We start from the raw sequence: 16,541 nt of genomic DNA, 5'->3' as shown, positions 1-16,541 counted from the left end.
GGCAAGGAGCGTGACCATGAGCACGATAACAATCCGCAATCTTGACGAAAGCGTAAAGCAGGTGCTTCGCGAGCGCGCGGCCGCGCGTGGCGTTTCGATGGAGCAGGAAGCGCGGGATGCCTTGCGTGAGGTGGCGATCCCAAAAACCAAGCTTGAGAAGGGGGCGTGGCGGCTGAAGGCGTCACGTGAAGAAATTTTGGCGCTCGGACGGAAGTTGCAACATCCTTTTGACCTCAAGGCGCTCACTGATCATATGTGGGACGAGGGACTTCTGTGACAGTCGCAGTCGATACGTCGGCATTGATCGCAATCATTGGCGCAGAGCCGGATGCGGCTGCGTTCGTCGATGTTTTCGGAACCTCACCTGCTGCACTGATAAGCACTGCGACGCTGCTGGAGGCGCATTGTGTAGCGAGCCGATCAAGCGGTAGCGTCAACGCTAGCGAGTTCCAAATGCTTATCGACCGTCTTGAGTTGACGGTAGTTCCTTTTGATTTGGCGCAGCTTGAAGTCGCACGGCTTGCCTACTCTCGTTATGGTCGTGGATCTCGCCATCGTGCTGATCTCAATATGGGCGACTGCTTCGCCTACGCCTTGGCCAAGACGCGAAACCTCCCGCTGCTTTTCAAGGGCAATGATTTCATCCATACCGATATCGAACCGGCTCTGAGGCCGGCATGACATTGGACAAAGAGCTGGCCTCGGGCATGACCCTCTCCGGCAAGCGCATCCTGCTCATCATCGGCGGTGGCATCGCCGCCTACAAGGCGCTCGACCTGATCCGCCGGCTGCGTGAGCGGGGCGCCGCCGTGCGGGTGGTGATGACCGCTGCAGCGCAGGAATTCGTCACCACACTGTCGGCCGGGGCGCTCTCTGCCGATCACGTCTTCACCGATTTGTTCGACCGCAATGACGAACACGATGTCGGCCACATCCGCCTGTCGCGCGAGGCCGACCTTTTGGTCGTGGCGCCGGCCACCGCCAACCTGATAGCGAAGCTTGCCAACGGCCACGCCAACGATCTTGCCTCGACCGTGCTTATCGCCACCGACAAGCCGGTGCTGATGGCGCCCGCCATGAACCCGAAAATGTGGTCGCATCCGGCGACCCGGCGCAACCGCGCGACGTTGCAGAAGGACGGCGTCGCATTCGTCGGCCCGGCAAAGGGCGAGATGGCCGAGAGCAACGAGGCGGGCGAGGGCCGCATGGCCGAGTCACTGGAGATCGTCGCTGCGATCGAGGCGCTGCTCGATATCAGGCCGAAGCCGCTCGCAGGCAGAAAGGTCATCGTCACCTCAGGTCCGACGCATGAGCCGATCGACCCGGTGCGCTACATCGCCAATCGCTCGTCCGGCAAGCAGGGCCATGCAATCGCGGCGGCACTGGCTAGGCTGGGCGCTGATGTGCACCTCGTCTCCGGTCCGGTCGGTATTGCCGATCCGGCTGAGGTCACAACACTGCATGTCGAAACCGCGAACGAGATGAAAGACGCTGTCGAACAGCTGCTGCCGGCGGACGCGGCGGTGTTCGTCGCGGCGGTCGCCGACTGGCGCAGCGAGACTTCGGCCGGCGAGAAGATCAAGAAGGTGGCGGGCGAGGGGCCGCCGGCGCTGCAGATGACCGAAAACCCCGATATTCTTGCCGGTGTCGGTCATCACAGGAAGCGGCCCAGCCTGGTCGTCGGCTTTGCCGCCGAGACGCAGGATCTGGTCAGGAACGCCGAGGCCAAGCTCAGGAAGAAGGGCGCCGATTTCATCGTCGCCAACGACGTGTCCCCCGAAAGCGGGGTGATGGGCGGTGATCGCAACCGAGTGCGGATCGTCTCGAAGGCCGGTGTCGAGGAATGGCCTGAGATGGGCAAGGACGAGGTGGCGACGCGGCTCGCCGCCTTGATCGCCGAACGGCTTAAGACGATTACTGTCTAGCTGGTCGCTTCCTGTGGCCGGGCTGCCGGTCCCGAGATCCTGAGGGCGGCGAGGCATCCCAGAATCCCGAGTGGCACGAAGGCGAGAAACAGCCAGGTGGCGACATTTGCCGCCGCCTCACGGTTCAGGCCTTCGGAAAAACCGCTGGCATTGGCGACGATGCCGGTCAGTGCGGCACCCACCGCATAGCCAATGCGCTGCATGATCGGCACGGCGGCGGAGGCGATCGTCTGCTCACCATCCCTAGCCGATGCCACGATCACGCGTGTGACGAAGGGCCAGGCAATGCCGAAGCCGCCGCCCTGCAGCAAGGCGCAAAACAGGATCAGCGGAATCGAACCCGCCGGCACGGCGTAGGCGAAACCGAGAATGCCGGCCGCGATCATCAGTGCGCCGCCGGTGATGATCAGCCTCTCGCGTTCCGGCGGCGCATTGGCGACGAGGATCGACAGGATCGACCAGGCGATCGATTCGGCGGCGATGATATAGCCGGTGGTCAGGATCGGAATGCCGTGCAGGCTGGTCAGAAGCAGCGGCCCGTAGACGGCGAAGGAACAGGTCGCCACCGAAAAGGCGGCGACCATGGTCATGCCTGCGCCGACCGGCGTGCGCCATGAGAACAGCCGCGACGGGAACAGCCGCGAGCCCGGCTTCAGCGCGTCGATGCGGATGAACAGCGCAAGCCCGATCAGTCCGAGGACCAGCAGTAGAGAGGAACGCAGCAGGGCAATGTCGACCCCAGCCGTGGCAATCAGCACGACGCTGACGGCCAAGCAGCCGAGCGCGGCAAAGGGGAAGGGCGGCGCCGTTCCAGTGATCGCCTGTGGCCTGGTTGCCTCAGGCGTGTCGAGCACGATAAAGCTCGCCAGCGCCATGGCCGTGCCGCCGACCGTGAAGACGCCGAAAGCCCAACGCCAGGAGAGCAGCTCGGTCATCAACGCACCGAGCACCGGTCCGCTGAAGGCGGCGACGCCCCAGATCGCCGACATGACGCCGAAAAGCTGCGGCCAGATGGCACGTGGAAACAGCCGCTCGACCGAGACGAAGGCCAGCGACACCAGCGCGCCGCCGCCAAAACCCTCGATCAAGCGCCCGGCCAGGAACAGCGGCATGGAGGGCGCGATGGCGCAGACCAGGGCGCCGGCGGCATAGAGCAGGGCGGCGACCACCATGTTGGTGCGCAGCGCGACATAGCTCACCAGCCGTCCGGCGGCAGCGATGGCGCCGAGCTCGTAGATCGCCAGCGACCAGCCCACAAGCTGAACGCCGGCGAGTTCGCCGACCATGGCTGGCATCACCGTTGCCACCATGGTTTCGTTGGTGGCGTGCAGCAGGATGCCGAGGCTGATGAAGCCGAAGCGCACCAGATCGCCGCTCGCCCACAGCGCGCGCCAGTCGACCCTGTTTGTGCTGGTTTCCGTCACCCCGCCCTCTTAAACTTTCTTATACGCCGATTAAAAATGGTGGGAGCGCTCTTCGATTCCAACAAGCACGCGGCGCTTCGGGGGCGGGTTGTAAAACCTCAACCGCAGTTGAGTTCAAGCGGTTTTTGCGGGTGCGCCGAGATGCTGGCGGGAAGTCAGGGTGATCGAAGATTGGCGATCATGGCGTCAGCGATGATCATCCTTGGCATGGCGGTTTTCCAAAAAATCATGCGGCGCGGAACAGTCCAATCCTGTTCCGCGCCGCAGAGCCTCGCTATGGCACGCTTATTTGAACGAGTGGATCAGCTCCAGTGACGTGACGGCGACTGCCAGGTTGACACCGGTCTGCGCCTGTACGTTCAGAGGCTGCAGCGAGAACGCGCTGTTTAGTCCGCCGACCAGAAGGTTGGCGCCGCCGCCAGTCACCAGGCTGGCCTCGGCGTTGACGCCATAATAGCTGCCGGCAAGATCGCCGGAATTACGGTCGCGGGTGGCCGCCAGAACCGCCCATATCAATTCGCCCTGGTGCGTCCTGCCGACGTCGACGCCGAGCTTGGAAATGACGCCGGTATAGGCTTCGGGGGGACCGCCATGATGAGGGCGAAAGGTGCAGGCCACGCCTTTGTTGGATGTGACGATGTAGCCGGTGCCGCCGTCGATGGTGCAGTCGAGCACGCCGAGCTCCAGCCTGCCCGCGCTGGCAGGGGCAGCGAGCACCGTCGCGGCGAGGGCGGCGGCACAGGCGAGTTTCTTGATCATGGGAAGGGTCCTTTTCGCGAATTGCCTTGAACAACGGCTGAACATCCCGAGCGTTCCGCCGAAACTTGGCGCGATAAAGGCGAGGGTCAATGCACAGTCATTGAAGGTTTCGAGGCCATGCCAATCGGCAGGCCTGCCATATCAGACCCAACGCTGCCGTCCGTCAGCCGGTGCTGGTGCGCGCCAGGCCGTCCTTGGCCGGCTGGTAGGTGGGGTTGAGGCGCACTGCCTCGCGGTAGGATTTTGCCGCCTTGGCCTTGTCGCCGCGCCGCTCGTAGATCAGCGCCTGGTTGGACCAGGCCTCGGCATTCTTGCCGTCGAGCTTGATCGCCATGTTAATGTCGGCGAAGGCATTGTCCTCGTCGTTCATGGCGAGGTAGGAGAGACCGCGGCCATTGTAGGGTTCGGCGGCGTCCGGCGCCAGCGAGATGGCGGTCGAGAAGTCCTCGATGGCAAAAGCGTGCTGGCCCTGGCTCTGGTAGATCAGGCCGCGATTGTGGTAGGCGCGGGCGTCTGTCGTGTCGAGTTGGATCGCCTTCTGGAAATCGTTGAACGCTTCCTGGATGCGGCCGGCTTTGCGGTAGAGGTTGCCGCGGCCGATATAGGCGGCGTCATAGTCGGGATTGATCTGGATCGAGCGGTTGTAGTCGGCAAGCGCGGCCGCCTGGTCGCCGAGAAAGCGCTGGATGAGAGCGCGGTTCGAATAGGCCTGGTAGAAATTCGGATTGAGCTGGATGGCGGTGTCGAAGTCCTTGAGCGCCGCCTGATACTGGCCGCCGCGGCCATAGGCGGAGCCGCGCACATTGTAGCCTTCGGGATCCTGGGGACTGCGCTGGATAACGGCCGACAGCGAGGAGATGTTCTCGGCCGACCCTTGTGCCTTGTCGATGTTGGTGAATTCGCCGGTCGGGGCTGTCTGGCAGCCGGCGAGCGCCAAGCCGGAAAGCAGGGCTGCCGTCAGGGCGAAGCCGCGCATTGCGGTTCTGCGCTCCACGCTGGTTGCGTTCATATCTGCTCTGTCCTCACTGCCCGCCGCGCCGTCAGGTCTGTTCCGTCTCCGAACCGGCCCTCTCCGAACTGGTCGAATTCAACAAAAAGGTGGCGGCGATTACGCATCGCGCCACCTTGGGTATCCTTCGAAAAGGACGAAAAATTGGCGTCAGAACCGCGGCGGACGCGGAGCACCTGCACCAGCAGCACCAGCCGCCACCGGACGCGGCGTCATCGGCAGCAGACCCTCGCGCTGGGCGCGCTTGCGGGCCAGCTTGCGGGCGCGGCGAACGGCTTCCGCCTTTTCGCGGGCGCGCTTCTCGGAAGGCTTCTCATAATGTCCGCGCATCTTCATTTCGCGGAAGATGCCTTCGCGCTGCATCTTTTTCTTGAGCGCGCGAAGCGCCTGATCAACATTGTTGTCGCGGACGAGTACCTGCACGGGCAATCCTGTCTTTCGGGTTTGTTAACAACAGGCAAGTGGCCATAGTCGCTTGCCTCCGCGGCGGTCTACACCACGAATTGTGGCGGCTGATAGCAGAATCATGCCGCTCTGTCCACTGCCGAAACGAAAAACCCGCCTCGGCGGCGGGTCGTCGGCGCAAATCAGCACCACGTGCAAATCAATAGCATAACTGCCGTCAGAAAGCAAGAATTTACGACCTCTGGTAGTAGGTTCGCCTGTTCGGGGGCTCTCCGCACCGATGAGCGATCGTCGGCGTTTTCTCCGCCACCGATAAATCCTGCTGCCCAATCCGGCAAACGGTCAGCCTGGCTCTATCAACGAAGGAACAAACCTCGTTCCCCATGGTTGTTTCGCATAGGCAAGCACAGGAGAAAACCGATGTCAGAGACCCGTGAATGGCTCGTCCAGTGGCTCAGGGACGCGCATGCGATGGAGGAGCAGGCCGAAACCATGCTGAACGGCCAGCTGAGCCGGCTGGAGAGTTATCCCGAACTCCGTGAGCGCATTAGCCTGCACGTCGACGAGACGAAAGGGCAAGCCGCACGCCTCAGAACCTGCCTGGAACAGTTGGGCGAAGATACGTCCACGCTGAAGGACGCGGGCGGCAAGCTGTTGGCCATGGCGCAGTCCCTAAGCGGCGTCTTCGCCGGCGACGAGGTGATGAAAGGCTCACTCGCGAGCTACACATTCGAACATATGGAAATCGCCTCATACACGATCCTCATCGCAGCCGCCGAATCCCTTGGCGAAACAGAAGTCGCCCGGGCCTGCGAACAAAACCTGCGTGAGGAGGAGGCGATGGCCGAGTGGCTGAAAAACAAGCTGCCCGCGACTACGGAGCAGTTCCTGGCTCGCTCGGAGTCGGACAGCGACAATGCCAAACGATGAGGACAACAGGCCGGCGGCCAAGATGACGCAGCCTTCGGTGTGGCGGGCCTACAGCTATGCCTGGATTACCCTCGGCTTCTTCATCATCTCGATCGCCGGTCACTGGGTTTTCGGCTGGTTCGCCTATCTCGACGAGCAGCAAGCGCTCGGCCAACCGCCCGAATTCGGCGGCTATCTGATCGAGATGAGCCGCGACACGCTTGAGAACTGGCAGTCCGAATTCCTGCAACTGCTCTGGCAGGTCGGCGGCCTGGCGTTCTTGCTCTTCGTCGGTTCGCCGCAATCGAAGGAGAGTACCGACCGGATGGAGGCCAAGATCGACGCGCTTCTTAGGCTTGTCGATCCGAAGAAAGGCAAGGAGGCGATTCGCGAGTTGGACCTGCAATATGACGGCCGCCACACCGACGAGCCGCACGCCCACCGGAACTAAGCTGGGGTTGGAAACGTGGCCCGGAGCCGATCATCGCTCCGGGTCGTTTGATTCGCAACAGAGCAATTGGCGACAGGCTCTCCTCTATGCCGTGGCCAGATGAAGCCGCTCGAAACCCTCGAAGAATTCGCCGTAGTCACAGGTTATTTCTTCGCCCGCCGCAATGTCGCGGATCGCGGTTGCGCCACCATACTGCGAGAAATCCGTGTTCGGCCTTTCGGCGTGGTTCATGAAGCGCCCATTGTCGACTTCATAGACCATGAATCCGGGCCGGTCCGGGCTTGGATAGGCATATCTGTCGAGCAATTCCCTGAGATGCGGCGGCGCGGCCTTATATTTTTCCGTCGGGATCAACCGGTCGAAGTCAGGATCGAGCTGCCAGATCGACGCTCCCTTCTTGATCGGCTCGGCGGCGAATACGCCGACACCCTCGATTGCGCTAGCAGCGATGTAGGTCCTGATCAGCAGCATGTATTAGGCCCGTCTTCGACAGCATTCTTCGAACAGAAAACGCAATCGCTAAATCGCGCCAAGAAAGCAAGGCCGGTTTTGCAACATGCCGCGTTCCATTGTTCGCCGACGGGAAAACGCCTCACGTCCGGCTGATCGAAACACCGCCATCGACAAACAGGGCGGTTCCGGTGGTGAAGCTCGATGCATCCGAAGCCAGGTAGAGCGCCGAGCGGGCGATCTCTTCAGGCTCGGCAACGCGCTTCAAGGCATGCAGGTTTTCGACGAAGGCTCGCGATTCAGGTGTCTTGAATGTTGCCGAAGGCGTATCGGTGCCGCCCGGCAGCAGCGCGTTGACCCGTACGCCTTTCGCGCCGTATTCGGCGGCAAGCACCTGCGTCAATCCGATCAGCCCGGCCTTGCTTGCGGCGTAACTGGTCATGCCGGGCATGCCGACGGTATGGCCGACGAAGGTAGAGGTGAAGATCAGCGATCCGCCGCCGCGATTGACCATCGCCGGCACCTGATGTTTCGCGCCGAGAAATGCGCTGGTCAGGTTGGTGTCGAGCGTCTCTCGCCAGCTCTCCAGCGACAACCCCGAAATCGAACCCATCTTGCCGACCGAGCCGGCGTTGTTGAAGGCGATATCCAGCCCGCCGAACCGGCCCACCGCAAGATCGACAAGGGCCTTGGCATAGGCCTCGTCGCGGACGTCGCCGGCAAGGGCAATGGCCGTGCCATCAGCCTCCTCGATTTCAGTGACGAGCGCGTCCAGCTCTGCCTGGCGACGGGCAGCGACGACCACCTTGGCGCCTTCCTCGGCAAACAGTTTTGCCGTGGCGTGGCCGATGCCGGAACTGGCGCCAGTGACGATGGCGACCTTGTTAGCGAGTGCGAGCATTGTTTTCATCCCTTTCTTCGCGCCAGCGTCGCCGGCAATCGGGATGGTGATCGCAGTCCGGGGCGGGGCGAGCCACCCGATACGTGCGAAGGCATCTGTCAAGATTTCTTGACGCCGGGCGGACGCCAAGCTACCAAAGCCGTCATTCAACATTGCGGGTGGACGCGCCACCCATTCCAATGACCCCCCAAGACATGATGAGCAAGTTGCTGGAGCCCGGCTATGAGGGCGACAGCGAGTTGACGTTCGCTCTTCAATCGGAATTTCACAAAGGCTTTCCCCTTGAAAACCTCCGGCCGCTGCTGATGTCCGGCAACCTTCATACTCAGGCCGCCGCCGCTTTTTTGGTGGCCGAGATCAGCCCCAGGCTAAGCTTCAACATGAATTGCGTTGTCGCGGAGATCGCCGACCTGCTCGACAGCAAGATTGCTGGGATCAGGTTCGATGCAATCGAAGCGCTTCTGGGATGCACGACGCCGGCGGATGGAGCCATTCTCGGCGGTGTCATGCTGCGGCTGGACGACGAACATCCCGGTGTTCGATGCAGGGTGACCCAGTTCATCCGCTTTGCGGAACGCTGGCAGCTACGGCTCGCGGTGGAAAATGCCGCCGCGCTGCGCCCGGAATCGGCGTTCCCGATCCTTTTGAAGGCTCATGGCCAACACTTCAAGGCTACGACAAAGGGGGTGCGATGGCTGCTCGACCACCCGGACGCGCTCGTGCGGCGCTTCGGTGCAGCCGTCGTAGTCAGGCCACGCTATGTGGTCGACGAGCAATTCCTGGCAATGGCCGAAGGGTCGGATGATGCCGAAGTCAGAGAGATCGCAGCCAGTTGTTATCACAGCCATCTGACACCGATCTATGCCGTCTGGTCGTCTGCATTGTCCAGAAAAGGCGCGTCTTCGGCGTAGGCCTACTGCTGCGCATTGGTCAGGATGCCCCGATCGAACAGGTCTTTTTCGTCGTGGCGCAAAACGGCAAGCGCCGTCGCAAACAGCGCAAGGGTGGCAGCGCGGTTTCGCTAGTGATACACCTCGCGCGCCGAGGCTGACTGACTGCCCGGCCGCAATCCGCTACAGCGCCGCGCGTCCATTCGGACGCGCAAAGGACGCTGTAGCACTTTGATTGCGCATGATCCTTTCCGAAAATCGGTCCCGATTTTCGGGGTCATGCGAGACCTTTTGGCGCGAGGCTGGAACGTGAAGAAATACTCGGTATTCGCCATCGCCCGCGAGGCCATGCGCGGCCACAAGGGCTGGGAGGAACAGTGGTCCTCGCCAGAGCCGAAGAAGGACTACGACGTCATCATCGTCGGCGCCGGCGGCCATGGACTGGCCACCGCCTACTATCTTGCCACCGTGCACGGCATCACCAATGTCGCGGTGCTGGAAAAGGGCTGGCTCGGCGGCGGCAATACCGGCCGCAACACCACCATCATCCGCTCCAACTATCTCTATGACGAGAGCGCCGGCATCTACGACCACGCGCTGAAATTGTGGGACGGGCTCAGCCAGGAGCTCAACTACAACGTCATGTATTCGCCGCGCGGCGTCATGATGCTGGCCCATAATGTCCACGATATCCAGGTGCTGAAGCGCCACGTCCATGCCAACCGCCTGAACGGCATCGACAATGAGTGGCTGACGCCGGAAGCCGCGAAGGAATTCTGCCCGCCGCTCAATATTTCGCGCGATGCCCGGTATCCGGTGATGGGCGCCACCCTGCAGCGTCGCGGCGGGACCGCCCGCCACGATGCCGTGGCCTGGGGCTATGCGCGCGGCGCTTCGGCGCGCGGCGTCCACATCATCCAGAATTGCGAGGTCACCGGCGTCAAGCGGGCGCCGAACGGTGCGGTCATGGGCGTCGAGACGACGCGCGGCTTCATCGGCGCCAAGAAGGTCGGCGTCGTTGCCGCCGGCCATTCGTCCGTCATCATGAACATGGCCGGCGTGCGGATGCCGCTGGAAAGCTATCCGCTGCAGGCGCTGGTGTCCGAGCCGGTCAAGCCGGTATTCCCTTGCGTGGTGATGTCGAACACGGTGCACGCCTATATCTCGCAATCCGACAAGGGCGAGTTGGTCATCGGCGCCGGCACCGACCAGTATGTCTCCTATTCGCAGACCGGCGGCCTGCACATCCTCCAGCACACGCTCGACGCCATCTGCGAGATGTTCCCGATGTTCACGCGCATGAAGATGCTGCGCTCGTGGGGCGGCATCGTCGACGTGACGCCCGACCGCTCGCCGATCCTGGCCAAGACGCCGGTGCCCGGCCTCTATGTCAATTGCGGCTGGGGCACGGGCGGCTTCAAGGCGACGCCCGGCTCGGGCCATGTCTTTGCCCATACCATTGCCAGGGACGATCCGCACCCGATCAACGCCCCCTTCACCATCGAGCGCTTCCGCACCGGCCGCCTGATCGACGAGGCGGCGGCGGCGGCGGTGGCACACTGATGAAGGCCCACTTCGTGATGTTGGGTCACTGGCTTTGCGATCAACCGGCCGGCGCCCGCGTCGGCCTCGGCGAATTGTAGGAACAACCATGCTTCTCATCCGCTGCCCCTATTGCGAGGAAGAGCGTCCTGAACTCGAATTCCGCAACGCCGGCGAGGCGCATATTGCGCGTTCGGCTAACATGGCCGGCGAGAGCGATGACGACTTCGAAAAGTTCTTCTTCATCCGCTCGAATCCCAAAGGCATCATCTATGAGCGCTGGCGGCACATGCATGGCTGTGCGCGGTTCTTCAACGCCGTGCGCGACACCGTCAGCGACAGGTTCCTGTTGACCTACAAGGCCGGCGAGCCCAAGCCGGCGAAGCTGCCGGGAGCCTCCAAATGATCGCAGCGTTCCGCATTCCCGGCGCCGGACGCCTCAGGCAGGCAGAGACTGCCAGCTTCAGCTTCGACGGCCAATCTTATGCCGGTGTCGAGGGCGATACGCTGGCCTCGGCGCTGCTCGCCAACGGCGTCCATCTGGTCGGCCGCTCGTTCAAATACCACCGGCCGCGCGGCTTTCTGTCCGCCGGGGCGGAAGAGCCCAACGCGCTGGTTGAGATCAAGCGCGACTCCGCCAGGAAGACACCAAATGTCCGTGCCACCGTGCAGGAGCTTTATGACGGGCTGGCGGCACAGTCACAGAACCGCTGGCCGTCGCTTTCCTTCGACGTCAGTGCGCTCGGCGACATCGCCTCGCCGCTGCTTTCGGCGGGCTTCTACTACAAAACCTTTATGTGGCCGAAGTCCGCCTGGAAAAACTTCTACGAGCCCAAGATCCGTGCTGCGGCCGGGCTCGGCGTCGCCCCCGACCAGGCGGACCCTGACCATTATTCGGCGCGCTTCGCCCATTGCGACGTATTGGTGCTGGGTGGCGGTGCGGCCGGCATTGCCGCAGCACTGGCGGCGGCCGAGACCGGTGTGCGCGTCATCCTTGTCGACGAGCAAGCGGAGTTCGGCGGCACCCTGCATTTCGAGAGCGGCGCGAAGATCGATGGCCAGGACGGCTTTGCCTGGGCGCAGAGTGCGGTCGCGAAGCTCAAGACGATGGACAACGTCCGTGTGCTGTCCCGCACCACGGCCTTTGGGTATTACGCGCAGAATTTCGTCGGGCTGGTCGAGCGCGTCAGCGACCATTTGCAGAACCCCGGCCGCAACCTGCCGCGCGAGCGGCTGTGGCAGGTCCGTGCCAAGCGCGTGGTGCTGGCGACCGGCGCCATCGAGCGGCATATGGTGTTTGCCGACAACGACCGGCCCGGCATCATGCTGGCGTCGGCGGCGCGCACCTATCTCAACCATTATGGCGTCACGGTCGGCAGGAATATCGGCGTCTATACGGCCAATGATTCCGCCTATGCGGCGGCGATCGATCTGAAGAAGGCCGGTGTCGGCGTGGCGGCGATCGTCGACCTGCGCGACAACCCGACTGGGCCGGTGATCGACGAGGCGAGGGCGCTCGGCATCGAGGTCAATTTCGGCCGCGCGGTGATCCGCGCCGGCGGCAAATTGCGCGTCTCGTCGATGACCGTGCAGCCGAAGAATGGCGGCGGCGAACGTACCATCCCCGTTGACGCGATCCTGATGTCGGCCGGCTGGACACCGTCGGTGCATCTGTTCTCGCAGTCGCGCGGCAAGGTTGCCTTCAACGACGAGACCAAGCGCTTCGTGCCCGGCGCCTATGCGCAGGACTGCGTCTCCGTCGGCGCCTGCAACGGCACGGACGGGCTATCGGCGACGATCGACGAGGCCTATGCGGCGGGCGCCAAGGCGGCGAAGGATGTCGGCGCCAACACCGCCAAGGGAAACAAGCCGAAGGTCGACGCCAGCGAGAGCTGGTCGCGCGGCATGCTGGGTGCGGCGCCCGGCGCCGGGGCGGATACGACGGTCAAGGCCTTTGTCGATTTCCAGAACGACGTCACCGCCAAGGACATCCGCCAGGCGGTGCATGAAGGCATGCGCTCGATCGAGCACGTCAAGCGCTTCACCACCAACGGCATGGCGACCGACCAGGGCAAGACCTCGAACATGCACGGTCTGGCAATCGCCGCCGAGACGCTCGGCAAGCCGATCCCGCAAGTCGGCCTGACGACGTTCCGGGCGCCCTACACGCCGGTGACCTTCGGCTCGATCGTCGGCCATGCGCGGGGTCCGCTCTTCGACCCGACTCGCAAGACGGCGATCCATCCCTGGGCCGAGCACCAAGGTGCCGTGTTCGAGGATGTCGGCCAGTGGAAGCGCGCCTGGTATTTTCCAAAGTCGGGCGAGGACATGCACGCCGCTGTCGATCGTGAGTGTGTCACGGTGCGCAAGACGGCCGGCCTGTTCGACGCCTCGACGCTGGGCAAGATCGAGGTGGTCGGGCCGGATGCGGCGAAGTTCATGGAACTGCTCTACACCAATCCGTGGGAGAAACTGGAGCCCGGCCGCTGCCGCTATGGCATCATGCTGCGCGAGGACGGTTTCATCTATGACGACGGTGTCGTTGGCAGGCTTGCACCCGACCGTTTCCATGTGACGACGACGACGGGCGGTGCGCCGCGTGTCATGAACCATATGGAGGATTACCTCCAGACCGAGTTCCCGCATCTCAATGTCTGGCTGACGTCGATCACCGAACAGTGGGCGGTGATCGCCGTGCAAGGACCGAAGTCTCGGGACATCATCGCGCCGCTGGTCGAAGGCATCGACATGTCGGACGAGGCGCTGCCGCATATGTCGGTGCGCGAAGGCAGGATCTGCGGCGTGCCGACAAGGCTGTTCCGGATGTCGTTCACCGGCGAACGCGGCTTCGAGGTCAACGTGCCGGCCGACTACGGCCAGGCCGTCTGGGACGCGCTATGGGCCGAGGGCCAGAAGCATGGCGCCTGTGCCTACGGCACCGAGGCGATGCACGTGCTGCGTGCCGAAAAGGGCTACATCATCGTCGGCCAGGACACCGACGGCACGGTAACGCCTAACGATGCCGGTCTCGATTGGGCAGTCGGCAAGAAGAAGACCGATTTCGTCGGCATTCGCGGCATGGTGCGGCCGGACCTTGTCGCCAACGGCCGCAAGCAACTGGTCGGCCTGAAGACCAAGGATCCTAAGGTGGTGCTGGAAGAAGGCGCGCAAATCGTCGGCGATCCGAAGCAGGCGATCCCGATGACCATGATCGGCCATGTCACCTCCAGCTACTGGTCGGAAAATTGCGGCCGCTCGATCGCGCTGGCCCTGCTTGCCGGCGGCCGCGACCGGATGGGTGAGACGCTTTGCGTGCCGATGCCCAACGCGACGATCGAGGTGGAGGTCACCGGCATGGTGTTCTTCGACGAGAAGGGGGAGCGCCTCTATGGCTAAGGCTGCCGCGAAGAAATCTGCCGCCGCTGCGCCGTCAGTCGAACGCCGCCCGGCTCTCGCCGGTCAGGAACTTTCCGCAACCGGCGTCACGCTTGCCGTGTTGCCACCGGCAGAGCGCATTTCGCTGCGTGCGCCGGACGCCTCGGTCGCGGCGCTTTCGAAGGCGCTCGGCGTAACCCTGCCGCAAAAACCCAAAACCTCGGCGGCAAAGGCCGGGCGCACGGCCTTGTGGCTTGGGCCGGACGAATGGCTGGTCATCGATGAGGTGGGAAAAGACCCGCTCGCCGACTGCGCCGAGGTGACAGTACTGCATTCGGCGGTCGGCATCTCGCATCGCAACGTTGCCATATCGATCACCGGCCCGGCAGCGGCGGCGACGATCAATTCAGGCTGTCCGCAGGATTTGTCGCTCGACGCCTTTCCGGTAGGCGCGGCGTCGCGCACCATTCTCGGTAAGGTCGAAATCGTGCTGTTGCGCACCGCTTCCGACGCGTTCCGCGTTGAATGCTGGCGTTCCTTTTCCGATTATGTCTTTACTTTCCTGTCGGAGGCGGCCCGCGACGCAGCGGCATAACGTTCGCTGCGACCGACCGTTTGCCGGAGCCGGAGCAAGTCGAGGGAGATGTCGATGCCGTCGAAATCAGCGCCGAATCCACCAGTCCAGAAGACGTCGGCCGTTCGCTCTCTCGAAGACGAGCCGCATGAACGCTCAAATATTGAAGAGGAACTTGAGGAAGGCCTCGAGGATACGTTTCCGGCCAGCGATCCGGTGTCGATCACCGGGACTTCGATTTCCGGCGCTCCCGCAAGGCCCGGCAAGGCCAAGATCGTGGCCGGAATGAAGAAGCGCAGGAAATAACTTCCGTCCGGCGGAGTCTGGCTGAAATGGCCACGAAAGCGGGCGGTCAGGATTTCCTACCACCCATTTGTTTTCGAACCTCAGAACGTGCTGGGCACGATCCACGGATCTATGTCGATGCCGAGCCGCGGATCCTTGTTTTCAGTCGAGCCCTTGTGGGTCGCCGGGCCTGTCTCTTCGACCGATCCGGTCGCGCCGCAATCGAGCTTGACGTTGGTGTCGGCGCAGGCTGCGGCCGGCTTGCCGGGCTGGCTCTGGCCGGCGAAGGCAGCGCTCGAGAATGCCAGGACGGCCACGAGGGCGAAGATCGTCTTTTTCATTGTCTGTCTCCGGTTCAACCGCTGAATCTTTTCCGTACATGTACGATGTGGCATACATATACGCCCGACAGTCGCGGGGTTCAAGTCAGAAGTCGTACATGTACGAAAAAAGTTTTATGTGGATGTTGGGAATCGCGCCGCGCCAGCACGCGACGAGTTGCACACGCGGTGCCGTTCACCCGTGCCGTACAAGATCTTAAGCTGTCCGAAACCGAAGGAACCCTTCAGCAGTTGGCCGGCGTCTCGGTCAGCGGGGGCACGTCCTGGGTGGCCAGCGCGGAAAGCGTGAAGTCGCACATCCGTTTCACGAACGCCTGCTGGTCGCCGAACGGATAGAAAGGAAAGGTAATCAGCAGCGAGATCGTGCCGTGGCCAACCGCCCACAGCATGGTCGCAATGGCGCGCGGGTCGCCCTTCAGCTTGCCGGCGGCAACGCAGGCCTCGACCCTATTGATCAGCACTTTCATCAACGGGTTGCCCTCTTGCATTTCGGCGAAGGTCCTGCCTTCCTGGGGCTTGACCTTTTCGGTCATGAATATCGTGCGATACTCGTTGGGGTTGCCAAGGCCGAAGGCCGCGTATTCGGTCATCACGACTTGCAGCGCCTCGATCGGATCGTCGGCCGGGTGATCCTCGATACGCTTTGCCAGGGTCTCGAACGCATCCTCGGCCAGCGCGAACAAGATGTCCTGCTTGTCGGCGAAATAGGAGTAGACCGACATCGGCGCATAGCCGACGCGCTTGGCCAGCTTGCGGATGGTGAGGCCTTCATAGCCTTCCTCCTGCACGAGCTTGTGCGCTGCATCGACAAGTTCGGAGCGCAGTTCGGCCTTTTGTTTCTCGCGGCGTGTCTGAACGCTGAGCGGCAATTTTCGCCTGCCTTCTGTTAGCGGCTGTTAGTGGCTGGCTAATTTATATACGCTGTACGGAAACGGACAAGGCGTTGTCAAATCAAGCATTGGCAGAATCGGCGTCGCGGCGCTCCGATTGGCGATACCCCTAGGTCGGCCGGCACATGAAGATCATCTCCGCCGAGGCTCGTTGAGCCGTTCAGGCCGCTTCCGGCTGGCGCTCGATCAATGTCAGCGTCAGCCAGCGCGCGGTCAATGCCGGTTTTTTCGAGCCCTCGATCTCGATGGTCACATCATGCGCCGTCTGCACCCAGCCCGACGGCCTGACCTTGACGTCGGCCAGCACGAAACGGGTGCGGATGCGCGCGCCGGTCTTCACAGGCGCCAGGAAGCGCAGCGAATCGAAGCCATGGTTGACGCCCATCTTGCTGTTTTCGAGCGGCGGCATGG

At 62.8% G+C, this 16,541-nt stretch carries 19 protein-coding genes and 1 pseudogene; 11 read left to right on the top strand and 9 right to left on the bottom strand.

Features of this window, described 5'->3' with window-relative positions; genetic code table 11:
* Positions 1 to 16 precede the first annotated feature (16 nt).
* Genes EOA85_RS09350 through coaBC form a run of 3 tightly spaced genes read left to right on the top strand, consistent with a single transcriptional unit; the run spans position 17 to position 1,925 of the window.
* Entirely contained in the window at positions 17 to 277 is a 261-nt protein-coding gene (locus EOA85_RS09350) for a hypothetical protein (RefSeq protein WP_127209200.1), read from the top strand.
* Positions 274 to 681, top strand: a complete 408-nt coding sequence (locus tag EOA85_RS09345) for a type II toxin-antitoxin system VapC family toxin (protein ID WP_065011426.1) — start codon at positions 274 to 276, stop codon at positions 679 to 681. The genes EOA85_RS09350 and EOA85_RS09345 overlap by 4 nt, the downstream gene beginning before the upstream one ends.
* A gap of 26 nt (positions 682 to 707) precedes the next feature.
* Positions 708 to 1,925, top strand: a complete 1,218-nt coding sequence (gene coaBC / locus EOA85_RS09340) for a bifunctional phosphopantothenoylcysteine decarboxylase/phosphopantothenate--cysteine ligase CoaBC (RefSeq protein ID WP_127209199.1) — start codon at positions 708 to 710, stop codon at positions 1,923 to 1,925.
* On the opposite strand, the gene EOA85_RS09335 is transcribed toward coaBC, so the two are convergent.
* From EOA85_RS09335 to rpsU, 4 genes are all read right to left on the bottom strand, one after another.
* Entirely contained in the window at positions 1,922 to 3,349 is a 1,428-nt protein-coding gene (locus EOA85_RS09335) for an MFS transporter (RefSeq protein WP_127209197.1), read from the bottom strand. The two genes, coaBC and EOA85_RS09335, sit on opposite strands and share 4 nt — an antisense overlap.
* 285 nt (positions 3,350 to 3,634) lie before the next feature.
* Positions 3,635 to 4,108 carry a DUF992 domain-containing protein gene (locus tag EOA85_RS09330; protein WP_029348080.1) on the bottom strand — a complete coding sequence of 158 codons (474 nt, stop codon included), beginning with the start codon at positions 4,106 to 4,108 and terminating at the stop codon, positions 3,635 to 3,637.
* 163 nt (positions 4,109 to 4,271) lie between these two features.
* Positions 4,272 to 5,117 carry a tetratricopeptide repeat protein gene (locus tag EOA85_RS09325; RefSeq protein WP_095520848.1) on the bottom strand — a complete coding sequence of 282 codons (846 nt, stop codon included), beginning with the start codon at positions 5,115 to 5,117 and terminating at the stop codon, positions 4,272 to 4,274.
* 150 nt (positions 5,118 to 5,267) lie between these two features.
* Positions 5,268 to 5,540, bottom strand: coding sequence for a 30S ribosomal protein S21 (rpsU, locus tag EOA85_RS09320; RefSeq protein WP_023675331.1), 273 nt, complete (start codon positions 5,538 to 5,540; stop codon positions 5,268 to 5,270).
* Positions 5,541 to 5,942: 402 nt separating this feature from the next.
* Between rpsU and EOA85_RS09315 the strand changes: the two genes are divergently transcribed.
* Positions 5,943 to 6,452, top strand: coding sequence for a DUF892 family protein (locus tag EOA85_RS09315; RefSeq protein WP_127209196.1), 510 nt, complete (start codon positions 5,943 to 5,945; stop codon positions 6,450 to 6,452).
* The gene (locus EOA85_RS09310) at positions 6,439 to 6,882 is read left to right on the top strand and encodes a DUF6766 family protein (RefSeq protein ID WP_245485658.1); all 444 of its coding nucleotides are present in this window, start codon (positions 6,439 to 6,441) and stop codon (positions 6,880 to 6,882) included. The genes EOA85_RS09315 and EOA85_RS09310 overlap by 14 nt, the downstream gene beginning before the upstream one ends.
* A gap of 84 nt (positions 6,883 to 6,966) precedes the next feature.
* On the opposite strand, the gene EOA85_RS09305 is transcribed toward EOA85_RS09310, so the two are convergent.
* Complete coding sequence (locus EOA85_RS09305) at positions 6,967 to 7,353, bottom strand: SET domain-containing protein-lysine N-methyltransferase (RefSeq protein ID WP_127209195.1); 387 nt, start codon at positions 7,351 to 7,353, stop codon at positions 6,967 to 6,969.
* Positions 7,354 to 7,474: 121 nt separating this feature from the next.
* Complete coding sequence (locus tag EOA85_RS09300) at positions 7,475 to 8,233, bottom strand: SDR family oxidoreductase (protein ID WP_127209194.1); 759 nt, start codon at positions 8,231 to 8,233, stop codon at positions 7,475 to 7,477.
* Positions 8,234 to 8,439: 206 nt separating this feature from the next.
* Between EOA85_RS09300 and EOA85_RS09295 the strand changes: the two genes are divergently transcribed.
* The 6 genes from EOA85_RS09295 (at position 8,440) to EOA85_RS09270 (ending at position 14,920) form a co-directional block, all read left to right on the top strand.
* A complete protein-coding gene (locus EOA85_RS09295; protein WP_127209193.1) occupies positions 8,440 to 9,144 on the top strand; it encodes a hypothetical protein in 705 nt (234 codons plus the stop codon).
* Positions 9,145 to 9,432: 288 nt separating this feature from the next.
* Entirely contained in the window at positions 9,433 to 10,686 is a 1,254-nt protein-coding gene (locus EOA85_RS09290; protein ID WP_127209192.1) for a sarcosine oxidase subunit beta, read from the top strand.
* Between the two features lie 88 nt (positions 10,687 to 10,774).
* Positions 10,775 to 11,071 (top strand): sarcosine oxidase subunit delta, encoded by a 297-nt coding sequence (locus EOA85_RS09285; protein ID WP_065011078.1) that lies wholly within the window; start codon positions 10,775 to 10,777, stop codon positions 11,069 to 11,071.
* Complete coding sequence (locus tag EOA85_RS09280; protein ID WP_127209191.1) at positions 11,068 to 14,061, top strand: sarcosine oxidase subunit alpha; 2,994 nt, start codon at positions 11,068 to 11,070, stop codon at positions 14,059 to 14,061. Before EOA85_RS09285 ends, EOA85_RS09280 begins: the two co-directional genes overlap by 4 nt.
* On the top strand, positions 14,054 to 14,635 hold the full coding sequence (locus EOA85_RS09275) for a sarcosine oxidase subunit gamma (protein WP_127209190.1): 582 nt from the start codon (positions 14,054 to 14,056) through the stop codon (positions 14,633 to 14,635). Before EOA85_RS09280 ends, EOA85_RS09275 begins: the two co-directional genes overlap by 8 nt.
* 54 nt (positions 14,636 to 14,689) lie before the next feature.
* Positions 14,690 to 14,920 (top strand): hypothetical protein, encoded by a 231-nt coding sequence (locus EOA85_RS09270; protein WP_127209189.1) that lies wholly within the window; start codon positions 14,690 to 14,692, stop codon positions 14,918 to 14,920.
* A gap of 80 nt (positions 14,921 to 15,000) precedes the next feature.
* On the opposite strand, the gene EOA85_RS09265 is transcribed toward EOA85_RS09270, so the two are convergent.
* The 3 genes and pseudogenes from EOA85_RS09265 to EOA85_RS09255 all read right to left on the bottom strand — a co-directional run.
* The gene (locus EOA85_RS09265) at positions 15,001 to 15,240 is read right to left on the bottom strand and encodes a DUF680 domain-containing protein (protein ID WP_095520842.1); all 240 of its coding nucleotides are present in this window, start codon (positions 15,238 to 15,240) and stop codon (positions 15,001 to 15,003) included.
* A 224-nt stretch (positions 15,241 to 15,464) separates the two neighbouring features.
* Positions 15,465 to 16,109 (bottom strand): TetR/AcrR family transcriptional regulator, encoded by a 645-nt coding sequence (locus EOA85_RS09260; RefSeq protein WP_127209188.1) that lies wholly within the window; start codon positions 16,107 to 16,109, stop codon positions 15,465 to 15,467.
* A 181-nt stretch (positions 16,110 to 16,290) separates the two neighbouring features.
* Positions 16,291 to 16,541: pseudogene (locus tag EOA85_RS09255) on the bottom strand (MaoC family dehydratase); the annotation flags it as partial.

The organism is Mesorhizobium sp. M5C.F.Ca.IN.020.29.1.1, assembly GCF_003997375.1.
Lineage (GTDB): Bacteria > Pseudomonadota > Alphaproteobacteria > Rhizobiales > Rhizobiaceae > Mesorhizobium > Mesorhizobium wenxiniae.
The sequence above is the reverse complement of the archived record's forward strand: the minus strand, read 5'-3'. Positions and strand labels throughout refer to the sequence as shown.

Excerpts from the sequence above, each read along its gene's own strand:
- EOA85_RS09315 (WP_127209196.1), top strand. The coding sequence starts at position 5,943 with ATGTCAGAGACCCGTGAATGGCTCGTCCAGTGGCTCAGGGACGCGCAT.
- EOA85_RS09350 (WP_127209200.1), top strand. The coding sequence starts at position 17 with ATGAGCACGATAACAATCCGCAATCTTGACGAAAGCGTAAAGCAGGTG.
- EOA85_RS09280 (WP_127209191.1), top strand. The coding sequence starts at position 11,068 with ATGATCGCAGCGTTCCGCATTCCCGGCGCCGGACGCCTCAGGCAGGCA.
- coaBC (WP_127209199.1), top strand. The coding sequence starts at position 708 with ATGACCCTCTCCGGCAAGCGCATCCTGCTCATCATCGGCGGTGGCATC.
- EOA85_RS09265 (WP_095520842.1), bottom strand. The coding sequence starts at position 15,240 with ATGAAAAAGACGATCTTCGCCCTCGTGGCCGTCCTGGCATTCTCGAGC.
- EOA85_RS09330 (WP_029348080.1), bottom strand. The coding sequence starts at position 4,108 with ATGATCAAGAAACTCGCCTGTGCCGCCGCCCTCGCCGCGACGGTGCTC.
- EOA85_RS09300 (WP_127209194.1), bottom strand. The coding sequence starts at position 8,233 with ATGCTCGCACTCGCTAACAAGGTCGCCATCGTCACTGGCGCCAGTTCC.
- EOA85_RS09310 (WP_245485658.1), top strand. The coding sequence starts at position 6,439 with ATGCCAAACGATGAGGACAACAGGCCGGCGGCCAAGATGACGCAGCCT.
- EOA85_RS09285 (WP_065011078.1), top strand. The coding sequence starts at position 10,775 with ATGCTTCTCATCCGCTGCCCCTATTGCGAGGAAGAGCGTCCTGAACTC.
- EOA85_RS09270 (WP_127209189.1), top strand. The coding sequence starts at position 14,690 with ATGCCGTCGAAATCAGCGCCGAATCCACCAGTCCAGAAGACGTCGGCC.
- EOA85_RS09275 (WP_127209190.1), top strand. The coding sequence starts at position 14,054 with ATGGCTAAGGCTGCCGCGAAGAAATCTGCCGCCGCTGCGCCGTCAGTC.
- EOA85_RS09325 (WP_095520848.1), bottom strand. The coding sequence starts at position 5,117 with ATGAACGCAACCAGCGTGGAGCGCAGAACCGCAATGCGCGGCTTCGCC.
- EOA85_RS09305 (WP_127209195.1), bottom strand. The coding sequence starts at position 7,353 with ATGCTGCTGATCAGGACCTACATCGCTGCTAGCGCAATCGAGGGTGTC.